Annotated in this window: 16 protein-coding genes; 6 read left to right on the top strand and 10 right to left on the bottom strand. The window is 65.6% G+C overall.

Annotated elements, in window-relative coordinates:
• Nucleotides 1-131: 131 nt before the first annotated feature.
• The 7 genes from H0X95_RS07715 to H0X95_RS07685 form a co-directional block, all read right to left on the bottom strand.
• The gene (locus tag H0X95_RS07715; protein ID WP_164531328.1) at nucleotides 132-3,542 is read right to left on the bottom strand and encodes a hypothetical protein; all 3,411 of its coding nucleotides are present in this window, start codon (nucleotides 3,540-3,542) and stop codon (nucleotides 132-134) included.
• A 141-nt stretch (nucleotides 3,543-3,683) separates the two neighbouring features.
• Nucleotides 3,684-4,919 carry a fucose-binding lectin II gene (locus H0X95_RS07710; protein ID WP_196446015.1) on the bottom strand — a complete coding sequence of 412 codons (1,236 nt, stop codon included), beginning with the start codon at nucleotides 4,917-4,919 and terminating at the stop codon, nucleotides 3,684-3,686.
• Nucleotides 4,920-5,201: 282 nt separating this feature from the next.
• Complete coding sequence (locus H0X95_RS07705; RefSeq protein WP_059720927.1) at nucleotides 5,202-5,594, bottom strand: fucose-binding lectin II; 393 nt, start codon at nucleotides 5,592-5,594, stop codon at nucleotides 5,202-5,204.
• Between the two features lie 637 nt (nucleotides 5,595-6,231).
• Nucleotides 6,232-6,579, bottom strand: coding sequence for a hypothetical protein (locus tag H0X95_RS07700; RefSeq protein ID WP_124592211.1), 348 nt, complete (start codon nucleotides 6,577-6,579; stop codon nucleotides 6,232-6,234).
• A gap of 243 nt (nucleotides 6,580-6,822) precedes the next feature.
• Nucleotides 6,823-7,557, bottom strand: a complete 735-nt coding sequence (locus tag H0X95_RS07695) for a fucose-binding lectin II (protein ID WP_058902548.1) — start codon at nucleotides 7,555-7,557, stop codon at nucleotides 6,823-6,825.
• A gap of 162 nt (nucleotides 7,558-7,719) precedes the next feature.
• A complete protein-coding gene (locus H0X95_RS07690; RefSeq protein ID WP_058902549.1) occupies nucleotides 7,720-8,541 on the bottom strand; it encodes a fucose-binding lectin II in 822 nt (273 codons plus the stop codon).
• 117 nt (nucleotides 8,542-8,658) lie between these two features.
• Nucleotides 8,659-9,048 carry a fucose-binding lectin II gene (locus H0X95_RS07685; RefSeq protein ID WP_058902550.1) on the bottom strand — a complete coding sequence of 130 codons (390 nt, stop codon included), beginning with the start codon at nucleotides 9,046-9,048 and terminating at the stop codon, nucleotides 8,659-8,661.
• Nucleotides 9,049-10,006: 958 nt separating this feature from the next.
• Between H0X95_RS07685 and leuA the strand changes: the two genes are divergently transcribed.
• Entirely contained in the window at nucleotides 10,007-11,716 is a 1,710-nt protein-coding gene (gene leuA / locus H0X95_RS07680; protein ID WP_195904289.1) for a 2-isopropylmalate synthase, read from the top strand.
• Between the two features lie 71 nt (nucleotides 11,717-11,787).
• Here leuA and H0X95_RS07675 read toward each other — a convergent pair whose 3' ends face one another.
• Nucleotides 11,788-12,501 (bottom strand): autoinducer binding domain-containing protein, encoded by a 714-nt coding sequence (locus H0X95_RS07675; protein WP_011548593.1) that lies wholly within the window; start codon nucleotides 12,499-12,501, stop codon nucleotides 11,788-11,790.
• Between the two features lie 196 nt (nucleotides 12,502-12,697).
• Between H0X95_RS07675 and H0X95_RS07670 the strand changes: the two genes are divergently transcribed.
• Nucleotides 12,698-13,513 carry an AraC family transcriptional regulator gene (locus tag H0X95_RS07670; RefSeq protein ID WP_027810160.1) on the top strand — a complete coding sequence of 272 codons (816 nt, stop codon included), beginning with the start codon at nucleotides 12,698-12,700 and terminating at the stop codon, nucleotides 13,511-13,513.
• A 23-nt stretch (nucleotides 13,514-13,536) separates the two neighbouring features.
• Here the strand turns inward: H0X95_RS07670 and H0X95_RS07665 are convergent, their stop codons facing one another.
• Nucleotides 13,537-14,883 (bottom strand): aspartate aminotransferase family protein, encoded by a 1,347-nt coding sequence (locus H0X95_RS07665; RefSeq protein WP_034175040.1) that lies wholly within the window; start codon nucleotides 14,881-14,883, stop codon nucleotides 13,537-13,539.
• Nucleotides 14,884-14,939: 56 nt separating this feature from the next.
• Nucleotides 14,940-16,301 carry a condensation domain-containing protein gene (locus H0X95_RS07660; protein WP_196446014.1) on the bottom strand — a complete coding sequence of 454 codons (1,362 nt, stop codon included), beginning with the start codon at nucleotides 16,299-16,301 and terminating at the stop codon, nucleotides 14,940-14,942.
• Between the two features lie 397 nt (nucleotides 16,302-16,698).
• Here H0X95_RS07660 and H0X95_RS07655 point away from each other — a divergent pair, with 397 nt between their 5' ends.
• From H0X95_RS07655 to H0X95_RS07640, 4 genes are read left to right on the top strand one after another with little or no spacing between them, the layout of a single operon-like run.
• Nucleotides 16,699-17,481 carry a DUF3050 domain-containing protein gene (locus H0X95_RS07655; RefSeq protein WP_006479991.1) on the top strand — a complete coding sequence of 261 codons (783 nt, stop codon included), beginning with the start codon at nucleotides 16,699-16,701 and terminating at the stop codon, nucleotides 17,479-17,481.
• Nucleotides 17,478-17,867, top strand: coding sequence for a hypothetical protein (locus tag H0X95_RS07650; protein ID WP_006479990.1), 390 nt, complete (start codon nucleotides 17,478-17,480; stop codon nucleotides 17,865-17,867). The genes H0X95_RS07655 and H0X95_RS07650 overlap by 4 nt, the downstream gene beginning before the upstream one ends.
• Nucleotides 17,864-18,790, top strand: coding sequence for a diiron oxygenase (locus H0X95_RS07645; protein ID WP_006479989.1), 927 nt, complete (start codon nucleotides 17,864-17,866; stop codon nucleotides 18,788-18,790). The genes H0X95_RS07650 and H0X95_RS07645 overlap by 4 nt, the downstream gene beginning before the upstream one ends.
• A 9-nt stretch (nucleotides 18,791-18,799) precedes the next feature.
• Nucleotides 18,800-22,366: an amino acid adenylation domain-containing protein gene (locus H0X95_RS07640; protein ID WP_059720924.1), complete on the top strand. Its 3,567-nt coding sequence runs from the start codon at nucleotides 18,800-18,802 to the stop codon at nucleotides 22,364-22,366.
• The last annotated feature ends 9 nt before the right edge of the window (nucleotides 22,367-22,375 follow it).

Here is a 22,375-nt window from a genome sequence, read left to right as displayed (position 1 = left end):
GGCTCCGGGTTTCCGGAGCCCTTTTTCGATGTGGAATGGCCGAGCGCGTCGCCACAGCTATGCCGATGCGCTTCGAGTTCGGCCGCCCGGGTTTGCGGCTGAACGCAATCGGCGTCACCCGTAAAGAGAAATCAGCCCGCGTTGAGACGACCTTGGAGTGCCAGGATTTCGGCTCTCAATTGGGCAATGATTGCCGACTGAGCGCTCAATTCTGCAGTGACCCTTTCCGATTCGGCGAGAAGCGCGGCGCGGAGTTGTCCGATGGTCGCTGCGTCCGTCAATTGTTCGCCATCCGCGACGTTGACGATCTGACGTAGCTGCGCCGTCGAGCCGACCGAGAGCGTATTCGGGAGATTGGCTACAGAGTTGAAACCAAGCGCGATGCTGTTTTCCGCGCCAGCGGTGGCGGAGCTGCCGATTGCGATGGCTCGCTGCGGGGTCGCGTTTGCTCTCCACCCAACCGCAATGGTTCCCCACGCATTCGCTTCCGTATTGCGGCCCAGTGCAGTTGCACCTTCTCCCGGCGCTTTCGCTGCATAGCCGATTGCGGTAGCCGCGACGTTTCCACCGTCCGGTCCAGCAACGGCGGCGTTACCGAGCGCGATGGAGTTTGCGCTTGCGGTGGCAGCGTGCCCGAGACCTTTGACGTCGACATACCGGTTGTCGACCTTCGTCGCTAGCGCGGCGTTCATTTGGCGCCGATTGACAGCGTCAGCGTCCTGCACGCCATCTGCAACGCCTGTCAACCTGCGTTCGCCTCCCGTGCCGCGCAAGTCGACCGCTGCGCCATTGGTCGCGGCGCCCACGGTCAGATTCGCGCCGGCGCTCGCTTGCTGCACCAGGCCCGCCGTGCCGCTTTCCAGCTCGTTCAACTTCGCGTCGATCGTCGTGACATTACCTTCGATGATCGTCACGCGACCGGTGAGTTCGCCCATGTCGGTATTCAGCTTGGCGATGTCGGCGGTGTTGTTGTCGACAGCCTCGTTGGTGGCGTGCAGCTGACTGCCGTTCACCGCGTGAGTGCTCGCAGTCGACAGCTCGCCGTCGGCCACGCCCATCAGCCTGCGCGCGCCTTCCGTGCCGGCGAAGTTGGCCGACGCGCCCGCGTGGTCCGCGGCCACGGTGATCGTGTTGGAGAGCGGGTCTTGCCGGACCAGGCCCACCTCGCCGCTGGCCAGTTCGCTGCGGATGTTCGTGATCGCCGTTTCGTTGTTCGTCACCCGCGCATCGATCCCGTTCACGCGGGTCGACAGGTTCTTCACGTCGACGTTGGTCGCGTTCAGTTGCTTTCCGTTGACCGCGTCGTTACTGGCGCTCGACAGTTCGCCTTCGGCCACGCCCCTCAGTTTGCGTGCGCCTTCCGCGCCGGCGAAGTTGGCCGACGTGCCCGCGCGGTCCGCTGCCACGGTGATCGCATTCGTGTCCGGGTCTTGCCGGACCAGGCCCACCTCGCCACTGCCCAGTTCGTTGCGGATGTTCGTGACCGCCGTTTCGTTGTTCGTCACGCGTGCATCAACGCCATCCACGCGGTTCGACAGGGTCTTCACGCTGACGTTGGTCGCGTTCAGTTGCTTGCCGTTGACCGCGTCGTTGCTGGAACTCGATAGTTCGCCTTCGTCCACACCCGTCAGTCTGCGCACGCCTTCCGTGCCGGCGAAGTTGGTCAACGAGCCCGCGCTGTCCGCGGCCACGGTGATCGTCTTCGTCACCGGGTCTTGATGGACCAGGCCCAGCGAGCCGCTACCAATTTCGTTGCGAATATTGGTCACGGCCGCTTCGTTGTTTGTCACGCGCGTATCGACACCATCTACCCGGGCCGACAGGTTGTTCACGTTGACATTGGTGGCATTCAGTTGCTTGCCGTTGACTGCATCGTTGCTGGCGCTCGACAATTCGCCTTCGCCCACGCCGGTCAGTTTGCGGTCGCCGACCGTGCTGGTGAAGTTGACGGCAGGGCCATCGGTAGCCTTGCCGACGGTGAGGTCTGCACCCGCTGACGCTTGCTGCACCAGACCGATAGCGCCGCCGTTCAGGTCGGCGCGGATTTGCGTGATTTCCTGGCTATTGTTCGCCACCTGGACGCCGATGCCATCCACGGTGGTGTTGAGTGTCGTCACCCGGCCGTCGACATTGTCAAGTTGGCGCAGGTTCACGGCGTCCGTGGCTTGCGTACCGTTGGCCACGTTGGCGATTTGTCGCTGTCGCGCGGCCGAGCCGACGGAAACCGTATTCTCCCGGTCGGCCGAAGAACCGTTACCGAGCGCCACGGCATTCTGGGCCGTGACGTTGCTGTCCAGGCCGACGGCAATGCCGTTCGTCGCGCTTGCTTTGGCACGAAGACCCAGGGCGATGGCGGCCTGGGCGGCCGCTTCGGTGTCGGTGCCCAACGCCATCGCGCCGGCAATGCCGGTTGCCCTGGCATTTTCCCCCAAGGCAATTGTTGCGCTGTTGGTCGCAATGCCCGTCGATTCCGCGTTGTTGCCTATAGCGATGTTCCCTGGCCGGCCGCTGATGGTGGCCGTCCCGGTACCGCCCACCTTGACACGCGCGTCGTCTGCCTTCGCAGCCAGCGCGCTGTTCAGCTGGCCCAGATTCACCGCATCGTTGCTGTTCATGCCGACGCCCACGTTGACGATCCGGCGCTGTATGGCGGAGGTGCCGATCGATACCGTGTTGGCCGTGTCTGCAACCGATCCCGCGCCGAGCGCGACTGCGCTCGTGCCATTCGCAGTGACTTGTGCGGTTGCGCCGATCGCCGTGCCGTTGTCGGCCAGCACGCGGGATACATGGCCCAGCGCTGTGCCAGAACCCGCGTTGACGGTTGCGGCATTTCCCAAGGCATTGCTGCCGGTGCCGCTGACAGTGGCTCCGTAGCCGATGGCGCTGCTGTTGGATGAGTTGGTCGGCACACCGCTGATGTTGCGCTGCGTGACCTTGGCGGTGTTGCCGATCGCGGTGTTGTAACTACCGGCATTGGCGTTGGTGGAACTGCCGCCCGTGCTCGCGTCGAAGCCGACCGCCAGCGATGCACCGCCGCTGCTCGCATTGGCGCCGAAAACGGCGGAGTTCACGCCTGTCGTGCTGGCGCTGAACCCGACAACGACGCTGTTGTTACCCGAACTGGTCGAGCTACGGCCAATGGCAATCGAATTTTGGCCGCTTGCACTCGAATAAGCGCCCAATGCAATCGCTGCCTCGCTGCGTGCACCGGCACTCAGTCCAATCGATATTGTCCAATAACCTTGGGCAATTGCCGGCGTCCCGATTGCAATCGCCGGCCTGTAGGAACCCGCGACCGCCGGGCCTGCACTTGCGGTACCGCTCTGACCAAGCGCGATGTCATATGCATAACCCGCGACCGGGGGAGGATTGCTCGGGTTGGAGGTGTTCACGTTGAGTACTCTATCGCCCGATTCCTTGATTCCGATCGAACCCGTCGAGTCGATGGAGGGCGTGTCCAATGCCCGCGTCTCGGCTTCGCGTGCCGCTTCGCCATTGCGTTTGCCGTCGCGCCCATTGGGTACTTCAGTAGCGTTTGCCATGATCGGCTCCATTCGAGAGTATGGCCGGTTCACCTGCCCCGACCCGGATACTTCATGCGCAATATCGCTATTGCGCATGAAGCGGACGATGACCGGCGACGCGCCGATCACATTGAAACCGGTGAACCCGGCGACGGGCGGCTACACCGTCGATCGCAAGAATTTCCAGTGTCCCGTGCCTTGCCCGGCGCGATTCGAAGTGGCGTGCGTGTACACCGCATACTTCGTATTGGTGCCCTTCCGGAAGGCCTTGGTGGTTTGCCCTTCGAAGACATGGCAGGTGTCCAGGAAGCCGCCTTGAGAGTTGTTGTATTCGTTGCGCAACGTAACCTGATCGCCGATCTTCACCGGGGTGCCGGCGGTACCGGAAAGCACGACCCAGTCCAGGGTCTTGTAGGCACCGCGGCTCGTCTTGTCCGCGGTGGATACGTTATAGAGTTCAGGGGCGCCCGCATGGCCATTGGTATCGAGATAGCCGCCGTTGTTGCCGTACGCGTTGAACAACCGGATGGCGTCGCCGCTGAGGACTGCCGTGCCTTTTGCCTTTCCGGTCACGGATTCGACGATCCAGGTGCCGCTGCCGCCATCCCGGGTCGGTGAGCCGGACGTGATGACGCCGTGCTTGGCGCCAGCTTGCCTGGCGTAGTCATAGGTATCGAGATAGCCGCCATTCCAGTTGTTGTAGCCGTTCAGGAGGTGAACCCTGTCGCCGTACTTCAACGTATTGGCGTCGATTTGCGGGACGCCGCCAGCTTGAGCGCCCGGACTTGTGCCGCCAGGCTGGGCTGGCTGACCTCCGCCGGCGACCTGATCTGCCGGACCGTTGCCGCCTGGCTGGGCCGCCGGGCCGTCACCCGGTGCTTGCGTCGCCGGCTTGCCATCGCCTGCCTCAGCCTGCTGACCTCCGCCGGTTGCCTGGTCTGACGGACTTTCACCACCTGTTTGCGCTTCATGCTCTCCGGTCGATTGCTCGACCGCTTTGTCGATCGGCCACTGGAGCAGGACGATGCCGTCGTTATAGTCGGTGCCGGTCTGGCGATCCTCCGTGACGACGATGCCGAAATTGACGGTGAACGGCGTGCCATTTGCGGATTTGCCGCTGATGGGCGCCAACCGAGCGTCGGCGGCGGACAGTTTGCCGTTGACCCACACCTCCACCCGAATCTTGCCGTTGCCGGAATTCAGGGTGGCCTCGCGCGTGCCGTCACGTGTGGTCAGCTTGTACTCCGCGGCCGGTTCCGCACTGTCGCCGATAAACAGCTTGATGTGCTGCTGGTAGTCCGGCGGGGAGTTGGCAAAAAAGATCGCGCGAAAATCGGTGTTGGGTGGCAGCGTGAAGTTGGCGTTTCGATCGGAGAACGGTTTGAAGTCGGACATGATTGGTTCCGGAAATGGATAGGCGCGATACGATCGGATAGCTGATCGAAGGACCGCTGCTCATTGACGTGGCTGTCTGGGCCTGGCGTGTCGGCACGTTTCTGGCCCGCGGCTTGCCGTCGTCAGTCGCTGCCTTGGCTATGTCGACATCCGCGCTGCAATCGGTCGACACCACAGGGAGCGGCGTGCGTCTTGAATGGAGACGCGGTCTTCGACGGCGTTGCATGGCTGCAATACCGCTGACCTGCCCGGGCAACTGACAGGTCAGCGGTCGTCACTCGGTCAGCCAATCGGCCACTGGAGCACGACGATGCCGTCGTTGTAGTCGCTGTCGTGGCGGTCCTCGGAGACGGTGATGCCGAAATTGACCTCGAAATCCTTGCCGTCTTTGGACTTGCCCTTGATCGGCGCGAGCCGTGCGTCGGTGGCGGACGGCTCGCCGTTGACCGACACCTCCACCCGGACCTTGCCGTCGCTGCCGGAATCCAGCGTGGCTTCGCGCGAACCGTCGCGGGTGGTCAGCTTGTGATAAAGGGCCGGCGTTTCGCTGTCGCCGATAAAAATCTTGATGTGTTGCTGTTCCGCGGCATTGGCCCAGAGAACGGCCCGCAATTTCGTGTTGGGCGGCAGCGTGAAGTTGGCGTTTCGATCGGAGAACGGTTTGAAGTCGGACATGATTGGCTCCGGAAGTGGATACGGGTAATGCAATGGCGTTCGTGCCTGAAGAAGGATTGCCGCTTGACGTGGCTAGAGAAAACTATATAAAAAAATTGAAAAAATATTCAATTCCTCGATGAATTGCTTTTCCGATTGAAATGAGCCGGTGGATTGTTGATCCTTTGTGATTGTTTTTCTGCCGTAAATGCGAGTTCTGGAATTCGCTATTCGACACATGTCGATTATTCAATTTCTCTGAATGCTGACCGAGGGTGTTTCGATCTGGCCGCGCCATGCTCGAACGCATGCCATCAAGCAACGAAGCCTGCCTTGATGGTGGACGCTCGTCTCGCGACGACTTTCAAGGGCCTCTTTTTCTGTCGAATTGAGCGATACCAGCGGTGCTGGCTGGTTTAAGCCGGATAAACTGGATGTGGACTGACAATCATTGCCGCCCGAACATGACCCCGGCCGGATTTACCCCAAAGCGGCGGCTGGCCGTGGCCGCTTGGTTCCTGCTTCCGGGCCCGTCGCAAAGGGATTGCCGGCGCGTCCCGCGACATCATGTAGCCGATGTGTTCCGATTGCGAAAAGGATACGTCGGAGGCGGTCGGAGCCCGGGACGGGTCGGTGTCCGGTGGGGCATCCTCGTATTTCATGATTTTTTTGTTAATCGTTTGATCGACGAATAAATTATGCCGAGCAGAGAAAGAAGGGTTCCGATACAGATGAGTTGTATCGAAATGATCGCCGGATGTGCTATTGATAAGGAATCGTCGGTGCTGCTGGCATATCTCAATGGGAACATCAGGATATAAGCCGTACCTGTCGCTCCGGCGAGTGACATAAATGCGCATGTCAGCCAGTACCATCTACCCGGACCAGCGTGGCCGATAGCCTCGATGATCGATTCGATGATGATCAAGGCAACGAAGAGTATTTCAAAAATGAACAATGCTCCTTTGAACATCGGTTTTCCTTGTGATTGGCGTGGAATGGCCATGTCCGGCGCGACCGGCTGGGGGATGATTATCGTGCCAGCATGTCTCCGGGAAAGAATAGAGTCTCGGGGTCTACGCGTCCAACTTGTACGGCGGATTAAACCGGCCGATGCAATCCACCGGGCACCGCGTAAGCAGCGGGGGCTGAAACCGGATTTCCCGCACGCGCGGGGCGCGGATGCCGGATGCGCACCGACCAGTCGCCACGCCGCGCGGCGTGGCGACGCTCATCACGCGGCCGCGACTCAACCCAGCGGCCAGTTCAGGATCGCGATGCCGTCGTTGTAGTCGCCGTCGCCGCCATCTTCCGATCCGACCAGCCCGAAGTAGGTCTTCTTGAAGATGTCGACCTGACGCGAGCCGATCTTCGACGGCTTGCCGTTCGCCGTCACGACCACCCGCACCTTTCCCTTGCCCGAGTTCACGATCTGCGTGTTCAGGTTCGCGTCCTGCGTGCCGGCGCCCTGGAACGTCGCGGCCGGTTTCGGATTGTCGTCGACGAACACCTCGATCGTCTGCGGGGCGGACGAATTGACCAGCGCGGTCACGCCGAATGCGATGTTCGGCGGCAGGTTGAAGACGCCGTCGCGTTCGCCGCCGCCGGTCGGGGCGGGCGTCGGCTGCACGGGTTGCGGTGTCGCTTTCGAGAAGTAATTGACCACCGCGCCGACGCCGAACTTCGCCGCGGCACCGGGCAACACGCCCGGCGCGCCGGCCCACGTCACCGTGCAGGCAACGACCTCGCCTGCCGCATCGGTTTTCACCTTGTTCTGCCAACTGCCGACGTCGAAGCTGTACGGGATCGTCGCGATATCGACGAACACGTCGTATTGCGGGAGTTTCTCGACGAGCTGCGCGGTCATGAACCGGCGCATCCGGTCGAGCACGGCCTGATCGCCGTTGGCCTGCACGGCAGTGGCGTCGTTGCCCGCGAGTTGCAGCAGCGCGTAAAGGTCGTCGTGGGTAAAGGGTTGTGACATGTCGTCCTCGTCTGGATGGAAGGTTCCGCATCGCGTGACCGGCGAACGGATTTCACCGGGCCGCGCGCGGTGTACAGCAGTGGGACTGCAAATGATTGGTCGAACGATGCGCAATGCGTGGCTGGCCCCGTCGCCATTGCGATGTTTCGCGACTACCGTCGCTCAGCCGAGCGGCCAGTTCAGAAACACGATGCCGTCGTTGTAATCGTCGTCGGCACCGTCTTCCGACCCGACGATCCCGAAATACGACTTCTTGAAAATGTCGACCTGCCGCGAGCCGAGCCGTGACGGCTTGCCGTTCGCCATCACGATCACGCGTACGCGGCCGTTGCCGGAATCGAGCACCTTCGTGCCGAGGTTCTGGTCCTGTGCGCCGGCGCCCTTGAACGTCGCGACCGGCTTCGGGTCGTCGTCGATGTAGATGTCGATCGTCTGGTCGTTCGCCGCGTTGGTGAGCGCGGTCACGCCGAACTTGATGTGCGGCGGGAGATTGAACGTGCCGTCGCGTTCGCCGCCGCCGCCGATGTTGCCCGATTCGCCGCCACCGGTTTCGGCGCCCGGATTGGCGCCACCTTGCGACGACGATTGCGCGGCCGTTTCCCCGATCGCGGAAAGGCTCGCGTACGAATCGATATGCATCGCGCTGCCGCGCACGCTTTTCCACTGGCCCTTCACGAACGTGACGCCGCCGCCGACGTCGATCGTCGCGACGAGCGTGAACGGCATGCGGCCGGTGCTTTCGGGCACTTTCGCCGAATAGGTGAAGCAGCCGTCCGCGACGACGCCCTGGTTCGTCGCGATCGCGAAATAGATGCCGGGGAAGTTGTTGCCGGTCGCGTAAGGCGTCGGCACGTTGAGGATGACCTGCAGTTTCCCGTCGCGAATCCCGGCCTTCGCGATGTCGATGTAGAGGCCGGGGATGTCGACGTAAGCCTCCGACGTCGCGACGGGCGCGCTGACGATCGAAGCCGAAAGGAGCGGCATGGAAGTCTCCGGTGATGAGGCGGTTCGGGATGGGGTGAGATCCCGCTGAACGCGGCGCAAACCCGCCAGCCGCCAGGGAGGCGGCCGGCGGCGCTCGGTCGTCGATCGCGCGTCAGGTCAGCCGATCGGCCACTGGAGCACGACGATCCCGTCGTTGTAGTCGCTGTCGTGGCCGTCTTCCGACACGACGATCCCGAAGTTGACCGTGAACGGCGAACCGTCGGATTTCTTGCCGTTGATCGGCGCGAGGCGCGCGTCGGTCGGCGACGGCTTGCCGTTCACCGACACTTCGAAACGGATCTTGCCGTTGCCGGAATTCAGCGTGGCTTCGCGCGGGCCGTCGCGCGTCGTCAGCTTGTGATACGCGGCGGGTTCCTGGCTGTCGCCGATAAACAACTTGATGTGCTGTTGCACGGCTGCATTCGCGAAGAAAATCGCGCGGAAATCGGTATTCGGCGGAATCGAAAACTCGCCGGCGCGGTTGGATGACGTTTGAGAGTCGGCCATGCTGTTCTCCTGTGACTTGTTAGATAAGGCCAAGGGCCTCGTCGCGCAAACGTTTGCCGTTTGAAACGCGACATGCCGAGCATGACGAAAAATAAATAAAAAAATATTCGGATGAGAATGGTTATTGTTCAGTAATTCGAAAATCAGCGCTAATCGATTGAATGAAATGTATTTAATGAAGCCGGTTTCGATATATTTGAGAAATTATATCGATGCGTGTATCGCTTTCCTGAATGATGCGAGGGCGCGCAACGCGAGGGGGACAGGAGAGGCGGGGGCAATCGGACTTCGGAGCAGACGCTCGGCGTTCGCATATGGCAGCGTTTCGTTTCAACATCGGCATCTCTGTCGTGGCCGCGCCCACCGGCCACCGTCGAACGCCCACACCGAAGCCCGATTGCAAGGAGGGGTGTGCGGCGCCGGCGAAGAGGATGGACCGACTCACTCCGAACATGAATAGGACCTCACCGGCACCGCACCCGTGAAGCATATCGACCGGGCAAGCCGCCGCCTATCAGACGGGACTGATTCTGCGCAAACGCGCGCATCGGGGGACGGAGCGGGATGGATGCGGACCTGGTTGACAGCCGTGGCCACCCTGTGATTTGATGCCGGTCATGCACGCCGCCCAGTTCCTCTTCTCGCTACGACTACTAGCCCGCATCTCCGGGCTGGGTCTGCGGCTGCGCGCTTTCCATCTGCTTCTTTCCTGAAGCGCCAGATTTTCCCCGCATCACCGACCTGGCCCCGGTTGTCGACCGGCGCCTGAGTTCGTCTTTCTTCCGTTACCGCTCCGCTCCGTCCCGGTCGCCCAACCGCCAAGGCCGTCGTTTGCCGTACCGCTTTGCCGTTGTGCCGCTTTTTTGCCGTTTTCACCGCTGCGCACGTAGCCGGCTCCCGATGCCGATGGCTGCTGCGCCGCGCTTCACCGACAAACAGACCGAGGACCGACATCATGATGCTGAAGAACCCCGCGACGAAATACCGACCGTTCACGCCCGTCAACCTGCCCGACCGCACGTGGCCGTCGCGCACGATCACGCAGGCGCCGATCTGGATGAGCACCGACCTGCGCGACGGCAACCAGGCGCTGTTCGAGCCGATGGACGCCACGCGCAAGATGCGGATGTTCAAGACGCTGGTGGCGATCGGCTTCAAGGAGATCGAGGTCGCGTTCCCGTCCGCGTCCGAAACCGACTTCAACTTCGTCCGCGAACTGATCGAGGGCGGCCACATTCCCGACGACGTGACGATCGAAGTGCTGACGCAGGCGCGCGACGACCTGATCGAGCGCACCTTCGCGTCGCTGCGCGGCGCGAAGCGCGCGATCGTGCACCTGTACAACGCGACCGCGCCGGAATTCCGCAAGATCGTGTTCAGCCTCGATCGCGACGGCGTGAAGCAGCTGGCGGTGAACGCGGCGCGCACGATCAAGCGATGCGCCGATGCGGCGACCGACACGCAATTCACGCTGCAGTACAGCCCGGAAACGTTTACCGCGACCGAACTCGATTTCGCGAAGGAAGTCTGCGACGCGGTGTTCGACGTGTGGCAGCCGACGCCCGAGCGCAAGTCGATCGTGAACCTGCCGGCCACGGTGGAAATCGGCACGCCGAATTACTATGCGGACCAGATCGAGTGGATGCACCGCAACCTCGCGCGTCGCGATTCGCTGATCCTGTCGGTGCACCCGCACAACGACCGCGGCACCGCGGTCGCGGCGGCCGAGCTCGCGGTGATGGCCGGCGCCGACCGGATCGAAGGCTGCCTGTTCGGCAACGGCGAACGCACGGGTAACGTCGATCTCGTGACGCTCGCGCTGAACCTGTACACGCAGGGCGTCGATCCGGGCCTCGATTTCTCGCAGATCAACGAAGTCGCGCGCACGTCCGAGGAATGCACGCAGTTGCCGGTCCACCCGCGTCATCCGTACGTCGGCGACCTGGTGTTCACCGCGTTCTCCGGCTCGCACCAGGACGCGATCAAGAAGGGCTTCGCGGTACAGCGCGCCGACACCGTATGGGAAGTGCCGTACCTGCCGATCGATCCGAACGATCTCGGCCGCACGTACGATTCGATCATTCGGGTGAACAGCCAGTCGGGCAAGGGCGGTATCGCGTACCTGCTCGAACAGGGCTACGGCGTCGCGCTGCCGCGCCGCATGCAGGTCGATTTCAGCGCGGCCGTGCAGCGCCTGACCGACGAGAGCGGGCAGGAGGTGACGAGCGCGCAGATCTGGGCGCTGTTCCAGCAGGAATACGTCGAAAGCGACGCGCCGCTGCGTTATGTCAGCCATGAGCTGACCGAGCGCGACGGCCGCGAGACGATCGTGCTGACCGCCGACGTGCACGGCGAGCGCCGTGTGCTGCGTGGGGAAGGCAACGGCCCGCTCGACGCGCTGATGCATGCATTGCACACGCCGCTGCGGATCCAGCATTACGAGGAACGCGCGCTGTCGCAGGGCGCCGATGCGAAAGCGATCGCGATCGCCGAGCTGGCCGGTACGGGCGTGCGCGGCAGCGCGTTCGGTGTCGGCGTCGATGCGAACCTGACGACGGCGTCGATTCGTGCGGTGATCAGCGGCGTGAACCGCGCGTATGCCCGTGCGGATGAAGTTGTGCAGGCAACCTTCTTTGCCGGACAGCCGGCGGTGCAGGCCGTCGCATAAGCGGGTCGAAACCCGGGCGGGCGAGCCAGCCCGGGTTTTCTTTTCAGATCACGGCGTGCGCCTGCGCGCCGTCAGGGCAGCAGCCCGAGCATCGCGGCCTTGGTGGCCGCATGCGTCTTGTTCATCGCGTCCAGCTTCACGACGGCGTTCTGCAGGTGGAACTTCACCGTTCGCTCCGCGATCCCGAAGATCATCCCGATCTCGTAGGCCGTCTTGCCGTCGGCCGTCCACGCCAGTACCTCGCGCTCGCGCAGCGTCAGCCCGGTGCCGACCGGCGCGATCGGATCGGCGAGGCGCGGCATCAGGTATGCGTGCGCCGCATGCGCGAGGCTCGCGCAGGGTGCGCGCAATCGCGAGATTTCATCCGCGTCGAGCGGCGTCGTGTCGCGCACGAGCGTCAGCACGCCGAGATTGCCGGCCCGGTCGTAGCCGCCGTGCGACCAGCCGTAACGCATCCCGAAGCACGCCGCGTCGTGCCAGAACGCGGTGTCGCCCGGCTCGTCGAAGGCATTCCATACGACCGGCCGCGGCTGGCTCGCGACCCGCTTGATGATCGGATCGATCGTCACGTAGCCGAATTTCACGTAACGGTGTTCCCATTCGCGTGGATGATTGCCGACGATCTGCAGGTCGGGCCGGGCGAGCGGCAGCGTGCGGCGCAAGCCGTACACGCAATACCGGAACCCGAGCGCGGCCGCGGCGGCGGCAATCGGCGGAAACGCGGCTTCCGCGGTGGGCGCGCGTTGTAGTGCGTCGAAACAGTCGTGCAGTATTGTCAGGTCCATCGGTGATCCTCGTCGGTGTGGGCGGGCCGTGCATTGCGCCCCGCGCGTATCCTGTTCAAAAGGACAGTTTTGAGGCGAAGCCGACGCCGGTTTAATGGCGGCTGTTCGCACGACGGGCCCGCTTGTGCGGGCACTGTCCCCCCGTCGTTTCACGTGTTGCGGTACCCCTCCGGTTTCGTATCAGGACTGATCGACCATGACCAGCGTTCAAGACGTGCCTCTCCTCGCGCGCGCCGGTGCGCGCGCGTTCGCCTTCGGCGGGATCCGCGCGATCGAACCGCCCTGCGCGTCGGCCCCCGCCCGCGCGCTTGCTCACGAGTATGCGCCGCACGCGCATCAGGCCGGGCAACTATTGTTTACGACGCGCGGCGTATTGGTACTCGACGTCGAAGGCCAGCGCTGGATCACCCCGCCGCTGCGCGCGATCTGGATTCCGGCGCGCACCGTCCATGCGATGCGCGTGGCCGACGACGTCCAGCTCTACTCGCTTTATCTCGGCGATGCACTCAGCGCGCGGCTGCCGGCCACGCTGTGCGCGATGACGGTATCGCCGCTGCTGCGCGAACTCGCCACGCGCGTGTCGCATCCGTTCGATTGCAGTGTCGACCACGATCCGCTCGCGCGCCTGTTCGCCGACGAACTGAGCGAACTCGCGCAGACGCCGCTCACGCTGCCGCTGCCGCGCGACCGGCGCTTGCTGAAGCTGTGCGAACGGCTGCAGCGCGAGCCGCACTGCGAGTTGCCGCTCGACACGCTCGCACGCGACGCCGCGCTGAGCGCGCGCCACCTGGCGCGCCTGTTTCGCAGCGAGACCGGCATGAGCGTGGCCGCGTGGCGCCAGCAACTGCGGCTGTCGATGTCGCTCGCGCTGCTCGCGAGCGGCATGCCCGTCACGCAGGCCGCGCATCAGGTCGGCTATCGCAGCCCGACCACCTATGCGGCCACCTTCAAGCGCGCGTTCGGCGTCACGCCGAGCCAGTACCTCGCGGCCGCGGAAGCGGCGGCGCGCTGAGCGCCGCCGCCCCGCCGCCGCACTCAGCGTGCGGTCCAGCGCGGCACCGTTTCGAACGCGTGCTCGACCGCATGCACGATCCGGTCGACGTCCTCGCGACCGATCACGAGCGGCGGCGCGATCGCGAGCCGGTTGCCGAGCGAGCGGATCAGCACGCCCGCATCGCGCGCCGCGTCGGCGAGCGCGGCCGCATAGCCGTCCGACGGCTCGATCGATTCGCGCGTCGCCTTGTCCTTCACGAGGTCGATGCCGACCAGCAGCCCCTTGCCGCGCACGTCGCCGACGACCGGATAGCGATCGACGAGCGGCTGCAGCCGCTCCAGCAGGTACGCGCCTTCGCGCGCCGCGTTGCCGGCGAGATCCTCGTCGACGATGATCTGCAGGTTCGCGAGCGCGGCCGCGCAGACGATCGGGTGGCCCGAGTAGGTGTAGCCGTGCATCAGCGTGCCGATGCCGCCCGGGTTGGACGCGAACGCGTTCTCGATGCGGCGGTTGACGACGGTCGCGCCGAGCGGCAGATATCCCGATGACACGCCCTTCGCCAGGCACATGATGTCCGGCGCGACGCCCCAGCCGCGGCTGCCGAACGCGGCGCCGGTCCGGCCGAAGCCCGTCACGACTTCGTCGGCGATCAGCAGCACGCCGTGGCGGTCGCACACTTCGCGCACCAGCGGCCAGTAGTTCGCGGGCGGCACGATGATGCCGCCGGTCGCCTGCACCGGTTCGGCGATGAAGGCGGCCACGGTGTCGGGTCCCTGGAACAGGATCTCGCGCTCGACGAGCGACGCGCACAGCCGGCCCAGTTCTTCGGGGTCATGCGTGAACGGATTGCGATAGATCCACGGCGTCTCGACGTGGAAGCAGCCGGCGAGCGTCGGCTCGTAGTTGCGCCGGTAGACGGTGTTGCCGGTGACGGAGCTGCCGCCGAAGTGCGAGCCGTGATAGGCCTGGCGCAGCGCGATGAACTTGGTGCGCTCGGGCTGCCCGGACACCTTCCAGTACTGCCGCGCGATCATCAGCGCGGCCTCGACGGCGTCCGAGCCGCCGGAGCCGAAGATCACGCGGCTCATGTCTTCCGGCTGGAGCATGTCGATCAGCCGCGCCGACAGTTCTTCCGCGCGCGGATGGCTGAACCCGGCGAATACCGGGTGATATTCGAGTTCGTCGAGCTGCCGGACGATCGCTTCCTTGATCTCCCGCCGGCCGTGGCCGACGTATACGTTGAACAGCGACGCGACCGCGTCGAGATACGGCCGGCCGGTGTCGTCGTACAGGTAGCAGCCTTCGCCGCGCGTGATGCGGATCGGCGAGCGCGACGCGGCGAGCGGATGTTGCCGGGGATGCCAGAAGCGCGATTCCGAATAGGACATGACAGGACTCCGTAGTGATTCGGTTGGATGGGGCAACACGGTGACGCAGACGATTTTCAGCCGGCGAGCGCCGCCGGTTGAAAATCGAGCCGGTTTTCGAGCGCGCCGAGCGTCGCGAACGGTTCGTCGAGCGCCACGCGCATGAACGTCAGGAACTGGCCGACGTGGGCGTTCAGCGCGCCGCGGCTGTAGTACTGCGGGCTCGCGTCGAAGTCGAAGCGCAGCGGTTCGCCGTTGCGGCGGTCGGTCAGGTTCACCATCAGGTCGTCGGTGGTGCCGACCGACAGGTTGTGCGACGTCGTCACGCAGTCGCCGAACCGCAGGTCGTAGTCGAACGCCATGATGTTGATCTCGGGGCCGAACACGCCCTGGCCGTTGTCGAGCGACGTCAGTTCGCGGTGCAGGTCGCCCATCCGGTAGCGCTGGTGCTGGCGCAGCGCGGTCATCTCGCGGTTCGCCTGGCGGCACAGGTCGTCGAGCGTGTGGCCCGGCTCGACGTGCAGGCGCAGCGGCAGCATGTTCGCGCACTGCGTCGGCGTGCGGCGCTCGCGTGCCGACGTGCGCGCCATCGCGGCGACCGACAGCACGATGTCGTGCGCGCCGGTGTTCAGGTACAGGTAGGCGGCGGTCAGCGCGGTGACGAGCCGCGGCACCGTCGACGTGAACAGCCCCTTGGCGACCGCCTCGATGCGCGCGCTCTCGCTTGCGCTCGCGATGCGCGTCTCGCGCAGGTCGGGCCCGTCGTCGCGCTCGGGAAAGCGCGCGGGGCCGGCGAGCGTGACCGTGCGCGGCTGGTCCGCGAAGCGTTCGAGCCAGTAGCGGCGATCGTGCGCGAACTGTTCCGACGCGCGGTACGCGTCTTCGTCGAGTTGCAGCTCGGCGAGCGACGCGAAGCGCGCGGGCGGTGCCTTGGCGCCCGCCGCGAACGCGCTGTACAGCTCGGCGGCGCGGGTGGCGATCAGGCTGCCCGAATAGCCGTCGACCAGAATGTGCGCGTAACCGTGATACCAGTAGTAGTGATCCGGTGCGATGCGGTACAGCGTGTGACGGAAGAACGGCCCGCGCGCCAGTTCGATCGCACCCGTGCAGTGCGCGCGCATGCCGGCGAGCGCGACGGCGTGCGCGTCTTTCGTGCCGGCGAGATCCACGCGTTCGAGCGTCCAGTCGTCGGCGAGCGCGGCGTCGAGCACGCGCACGGGCGTGTCGCCATCCAGCACGATCCGCGTCGTGTGCAACGTCTGCGCCTCGCGAATCACCTGCTGCAGCGCGCGTTCGAATGCGTCGGTGTCGAGTGCGCCGCGAATCTCGAAATACTCGGCCGCGTAGATATGCGTCGACGGAGCGGGATACGCGAGAGCGGCCTCCCAGAAATCCCGCTGCGGCGCGGACAGCGGCAATTGAAGCGTCGAATCGATCACGTCGTTTCTCCTGGAAAGCTTATTCCGGTGGATGAATTAAATGCGTGTATTTGTTTAATGAAAAATACATATTCGCATCGTGAATTTCATTTTTTGATGAATCGCAATTCTTATCCTAGACAGTCCAATTTGCGGCTGTCAATTCCGTGCGGTTTTGTCGGTAATTCGTAAAGTCCTTGCCAGTAAAGGCTTTGATGGATGAGTGAATAGTCTGGTCCGGAAAGAATATGAGAATGTCCGTTTTGAATAGGCGGCAAATTTACAGCTTATTTAGCATCGACGCCTGAAATTGCTGCGCAAGCCGAAAACGGCATGCAGGCAATTCGCCGGAAACGGTTTCCGGCGCCGGAAGCCGGCGCAGTGGGCTGGCGCGAGCGGACATTACTAGGAGAGTCCCGTGAATCAACTGGAAGGGCTGGAGCGAAAAATCGGCGAGCAGCACGAGCGGCTCGCGCATCATCCGGTGTTCGGATCGATCCGTACCATCGACGAGCTGCGCGTGTTCATGGAATGGCACGTATTCGCCGTGTGGGATTTCATGTCGCTCGTGAAGCGGCTGCAGCAGGACCTGACGACCGTCGCGGTGCCGTGGGTCGCGCCGCGCAACGCGAACGCGTCGCGCCTGATCAACGAGATCGTGCTCGGCGAGGAATCGGACGAAACGCCGAACGGCCACATGAGCCACTACGACCTGTACCTGCACGCGATGCGCGATGTCGGCGCGTCGACCTCGCGCATCGAGGAAATGGTGTCGCTGGTGCGCTCGGGCTTCTCGGTGTCGGCCGCGCTGAAGGCCGTCGATGCACCGGAGCCGGTGATCCGCTTCGTCGAGGCGACGATGGCCGCGTGCACGTCGGGCGCGACGCACCAGGTGCTCGGCAACTTCTTCTACGGCCGCGAGAACGTGATTCCCGACATGTTCCGCACGCTGCTCGACGAATGGAAGATCGAGCGCTCGTCGATCCCGCTGCTCGTGTATTACCTCGACCGCCACATCGAAGTGGATTCGGGCGAGCACGGGCCGGCGGCGCGCGCGATGATCCGCGAGGCGGCCGACGGCGACGCGGCGAAGCTCGAGGAAGCGCTGCAGGCCGGGCTCGATGCGATCGACGAGCGCATGCGCCTGTGGGACGGGCTGCTCGCGCATCTCGGCCAGACCCGCAACGTGGTGCCGGCATGAACGCGCGCGGGCTGTCGGAGCGCATCGTCGATTTCGCGGCGCTCGAGTGGGAGCACCCGGCGGCGTTCGACGACGGCATCGACCAGGTCGTGCTCGTCGATACGCTGGACGAGCACGCGAAGCGCGGCATCCGGACCCGGATCGTGCGGTTCGATCCGGGCGCGGGCACGAGCGTGCCGTTCCTGCACGACTACCACGAGGAAGTGCACCTGATCGACGGCGACCAGAGCCTGGTCGACGTCGCGACGCGCGAGTATCGCGCGACGTATCGGGAAGGCAGCTACTTCGTGCGCCCGGCCGGCACGCCGCATGGCCCGTTCCGCAGCGACGCGGGCTGCCTGCTGCTCGAAATCCATTACTACGGTTCCCCGGAGGACACGCGATGACGACCGCCGTCACCTACGTGAGCCACGTCGATCGCTGGGAGGCGCGCGCGACCGTGCGATCGCGCCCGCGGCGGATCGTCGAGGACGACGAACTGCGCTACTACCCGCTCGAACGCCAGCCGCTGTGCGCGCACCCGGCGATCGTCGACGCGGGCGATGCGGTGCGCGATTTCGTCCTGCTGCAGAGCTTCTACAAGTACATCCAGGACGTGATCATCTTCGAGACGGAGATCGTCAACGCCACCGCGCTGCGGATCGCGCGCGGCCGCTTCGCGCATCCGTTTCCGTTCGCGTGCCGGCAGGATGCGATGACGGTGGTGATCGACGAGGATTACCACGCGTACGTCGCGATGGACTACCTGCGGCAGGTCGAGGAGGCCACCGGCATCGCGCCGCTGCCGCCGAACAGCGAGATCGAGCTGTCGCGGGCGATTCCGCGCGCGGTCGAGCGGGTCGGCGCGCAGTATCGCGACGGCATGGAGCTGCTGTGCGTCGCGATCTCGGAGAACACGGTCACGGCGGAAGTCGCGGCGTTCTCGCGCGACGCGACGCTCAAGCGCTCGGTGAAGGGCGTGATGGCCGATCACCTCGCGGACGAAGGCCGTCACTCGGCGTTCTGGATCAATCTCGTGAAGCTGTACTGGTCGGAGATCGACGAACCCGCGCGGCTCGCGCTCGGCGAAGGGCTGCCGTGCTTCCTGCGCGAATACCTGAGTGCCGACCTGCAACTGCAGTTCGATCGCCGCCTGATCGATGCGCTCGATCTGCCGGCCGCCGAGCGCGCACGGATCGCGGACGACATGGTGGGTGCCTATCCGATCACGAGCCAGCATCCGATGATCGTCAACATCCGGCAGTTCTTCCGGATGAGCGGCCTGCTCGATCACGCGCCGACCCGCGCGGCCTTGTCCGACTACCTGTGAGTCACGTCGATGAAAGCGATCATCATTGCGATCGGCGGGCAGACCCGTCTCGCCGCACGGCTGGCGGCTGAACTCGAGGCGACCGGTCATACCGTCTGTATCGCCGACGGACGCGACGGCCCGCTGCGCGACGCGGCCGATGCGCTGCTGCTGCCGGCGCCGGCGCCCGAACCGTTGCGCAACGCGGCCGAGTGGTCGATCGTCTGCGGCGCGCCGGACTCCGCGGTGCATTGCGCCCACGCACGGCCGCTGCATTGCGAGATCGTCGCCGATGCGTTTCCGCCGCGCGAGGTGCGCGTCGCGTGGCTGACCGATGCGGCGCCGGGCGACACGCGCGTGCTGGCCGACGCGACGCTCGCGTTCGGCGCGGCGCTCAACGGCGCCGACCTCGCGGACGAGATCGCCGCATGCGCGGTCGATCTGATGCACGAAGTCGCGAGCGGGATCGCGCGTGAGCTGAGCGATCCGAACGACGCGCCGCGCGCGACGCCGCCGGGGCCGGCCGATATCGTGCTCGATCTCGAACGGCTGGCCGGCTGGCATGCGTCTAATGACACGGCCGCCGCGTGGCCGTGCGAGCCGTCGCTGCCGGAGCTCGTGTCGCGTGCGGCGGCCGCTGCGCCGGACGCCTGCGCGCTCGTCGCGGCCGACGGCCAACTGACCTATCGCGAGCTGGTCGCGCGCGCCCGCCAGGTTGCCGCGCACATCGCCGCGCGGCCGGCCGCGCCGCGCGTGGTCGCCGTGCGGCTCGACAAGGGCGTCGCGCTGTACCCGGCGATCGTCGGCGTGCTGGGCGCCGGCGCGACCTGCGTGCCGCTCGATCCGGCGTTTCCGCCCGAGCGGGCCCGCACGATCCTGCGTGAATCGGGGGCGCAGGCGCTCGTCGTCGGCGGTGCGGTCGAGCCGGCGCTGCTCGACGGATTCGACCTCGACGTGATCGACTGCGGCGCGCACGCGGAAGCAGACGCGCACGCCTCGCCCGATGCGCTGGCCGGCCAGTGGCCGCTCGAACGGGATGCGGATCGCGATGCGCGCTGCGCGGTCGCGATCTACACGTCGGGGTCGACTGGCGTGCCGAAGGGCGTGATGCTGTCGCACCGGAACATCGTGCAGTTCTGCCACTGGTATCGCGCGCACGTGTCGCTCGATGCGTCGTCGCGCGTGCTGCAGTTCTCGACGGTCGCGTTCGATGCGTCGCTGCTCGACATGTTCCCGACCTGGCTCGCCGGCGCGACGCTGGTCGCGCCGAGCGAAGCGCAGCGCCGCGAACTCGACGCGCTCGCGACGCTCGTCGCCGACGCGCGCATCACGCACGCGTTCCTGCCGCCCGCGCTGCTCGCGGCGCTGCCGGATTGCGACTGGCCCGCGCTCGCGCATCTCGTCACGGGCGGCGACGTGTGCGACCCCGACACGATCGCGCGCTGGAGCGCGAACCGGCGGCTGCACAACATCTACGGGCCGACCGAATGCACGGTGCTCGCGACGACGGGCGAACTGCGCGCCGGCGACAGCAACCGGCGCATCGGCCGGCCGATCGCGAACGCGCGCTGCCACGTGCTCGCGGCCGACGGCCGTCCGACGCTCACCGGCGAGGAGGGCGAGCTGTGCATCGCCGGCGCGGGCGTCGGGCTCGGCTATCTCGGCCGGCCCGACCTGAGCGCCGAGCGTTTCGTCGCCGATCCGTACGGCGCGCCGGGCGCGACGATGTACCGGACCGGCGATATCGCGAGCTGGGAGCCGGACGGCACGCTGCGCTACGTGGGCCGCCGCGACACGCAATTGAAGATTCGCGGTTTTCGGGTCGAGCCGGGTGAGATCGAGACGGCCGCGCTGGCGGCGGGGCTGTACCGCCAGTGCGCGGTGGTGCCCGACGAGCGCAAGCGCATCCGCCTGTTCGCCGCGAAGCCGGTCGACGCGGCGGCGACGCCCGATGCGCTGCGCGCCGTGCTGGCCGCCACGCTGCCCGACTACATGGTGCCGTACGACATCACGACGCTCGACGTGCTGCCCGCGACGCCGAACGGCAAGATCGATCGGGCCGCGCTCGCGCGCCTGCCGGTGTCGCGTGCGGGAAGCGACAGGCGCGATGCCCCGCGCGGCGCGCTGGAGATGCGTCTCGCCGAGATGTGGGCGACGCTGCTCGAACTCGCGCCGGACGAGATCGGCCGCGATGCGTCGTTCTTCGAACTGGGCGGCCATTCGCTGCTGGTGTCGCGGCTGATGCTGGCGGTGAAGCGCGAGCTGGGCGGCAACGCGGCGCTCGCGCGTTTCATGGAGCGGCCGACCATCGCCGCGCTCGCGGCGCTGCTGACCGACGAGTCGGGCGAGCGCGGCGCGAACGTGCCGGCGCGCGTGCACGACGATCGCCGCCTGCCCGACGACGTGCGACTGCCAGCCGGCCAGCCGGCGGGCGACGGCCCCGGCGCGGTGCTGCTGACCGGCGCGAACGGCTTCCTGGGCAGCTTCATCCTCAGCGAACTGATCAGCCGCACGAACCAGATCGTCTACTGCGTCGTGCGCGGCGACGACGATGCGAGCGCGCGCCGGCGGCTCGACGAAGCGGCGTTCGTCAACGGGCTCGGCCATCTGTGCGGGCATCCGCGCGTGCGGGTGCTGCGCGGCGATCTCGGCGCGCCGCGCCTCGGGCTGTCGGATGCGGTGTGGCACACGCTCGCGGCCGAGGTCGGCGCGATTCATCACAACGGCGCACACGTGAACCACGTGTACGACTACCCGTACCTGCACGCGGAGAACGTCGGCTCGACGCTCGAACTGCTCCGCCTGTGCTGCAGCGGCCGCCGCAAGGCGCTGCATTTCGTATCGACGCTATCCGCGGCGAGCGCGACGGGCCCGACGGGCCGCCTGATCGAGGCGGCCCCGTCGGAGGCCGGCCCTGCCTTCGTCAACAACGGCTACAACCTGACGAAGTGGGTGTCCGAGCATCTCGTTGCCGAAGCGGCTGCGCGCGGGATCGACACGACGATCCTGCGGCCCGGCAACATCACGGGCCATTCGCGCACGGGGCTGTGCCAGCCGGGACGCAACCGCATCCTGCTGCTGCTCAAGGGCGCGGTGCAGTTGGGCTGCGCGCCGCTCGCGAGCGAGGGCGGGCTGTTCGACCTGAGCCCGGTCGACTATCTGGCGCGGGCGATCGTCGCGTGCACGCTCGACGGTGCGCGCACCGAGCGCGTGTTCCATCTGCACAACCCACGCCCGCTCGATTGGGCCGGCTACCTGCGCGCGCTCGCGCGGCGCGGCTATCCGCTGCGATTCGAGGCGCCCGAGGTCTGGCGCGAGCGGCTGTTGTCGATCGACGAATCGAACGCGCTGTTCGACGTCGTCGCGTTCTATCTCGACGACCGGCAGGACGATATCGGCGACATGGCCGTGATCGACCACGCGCGCACCGAGGCGACGCTGCGCCGACTCGGCGTCACGTATCCGGACAAGGACGACGCGCTGCTCGATGCGCATTTCGGCTATCTCGCCGAATGCGGCTTCATGCCGCCGCCGCCCGAGCCGGCGCCGCGCGCGAACGACGCCCGCCGCGACGCCGAACCCGAACCCGCGTGGTGAAGACGTACC

It is taken from the genome of Burkholderia sp. 9779_493, from assembly GCF_015712215.1.
GTDB lineage: Bacteria > Pseudomonadota > Gammaproteobacteria > Burkholderiales > Burkholderiaceae > Burkholderia > Burkholderia cenocepacia.
The sequence above is the reverse complement of the archived record's forward strand: the minus strand, read 5'-3'. Positions and strand labels throughout refer to the sequence as shown.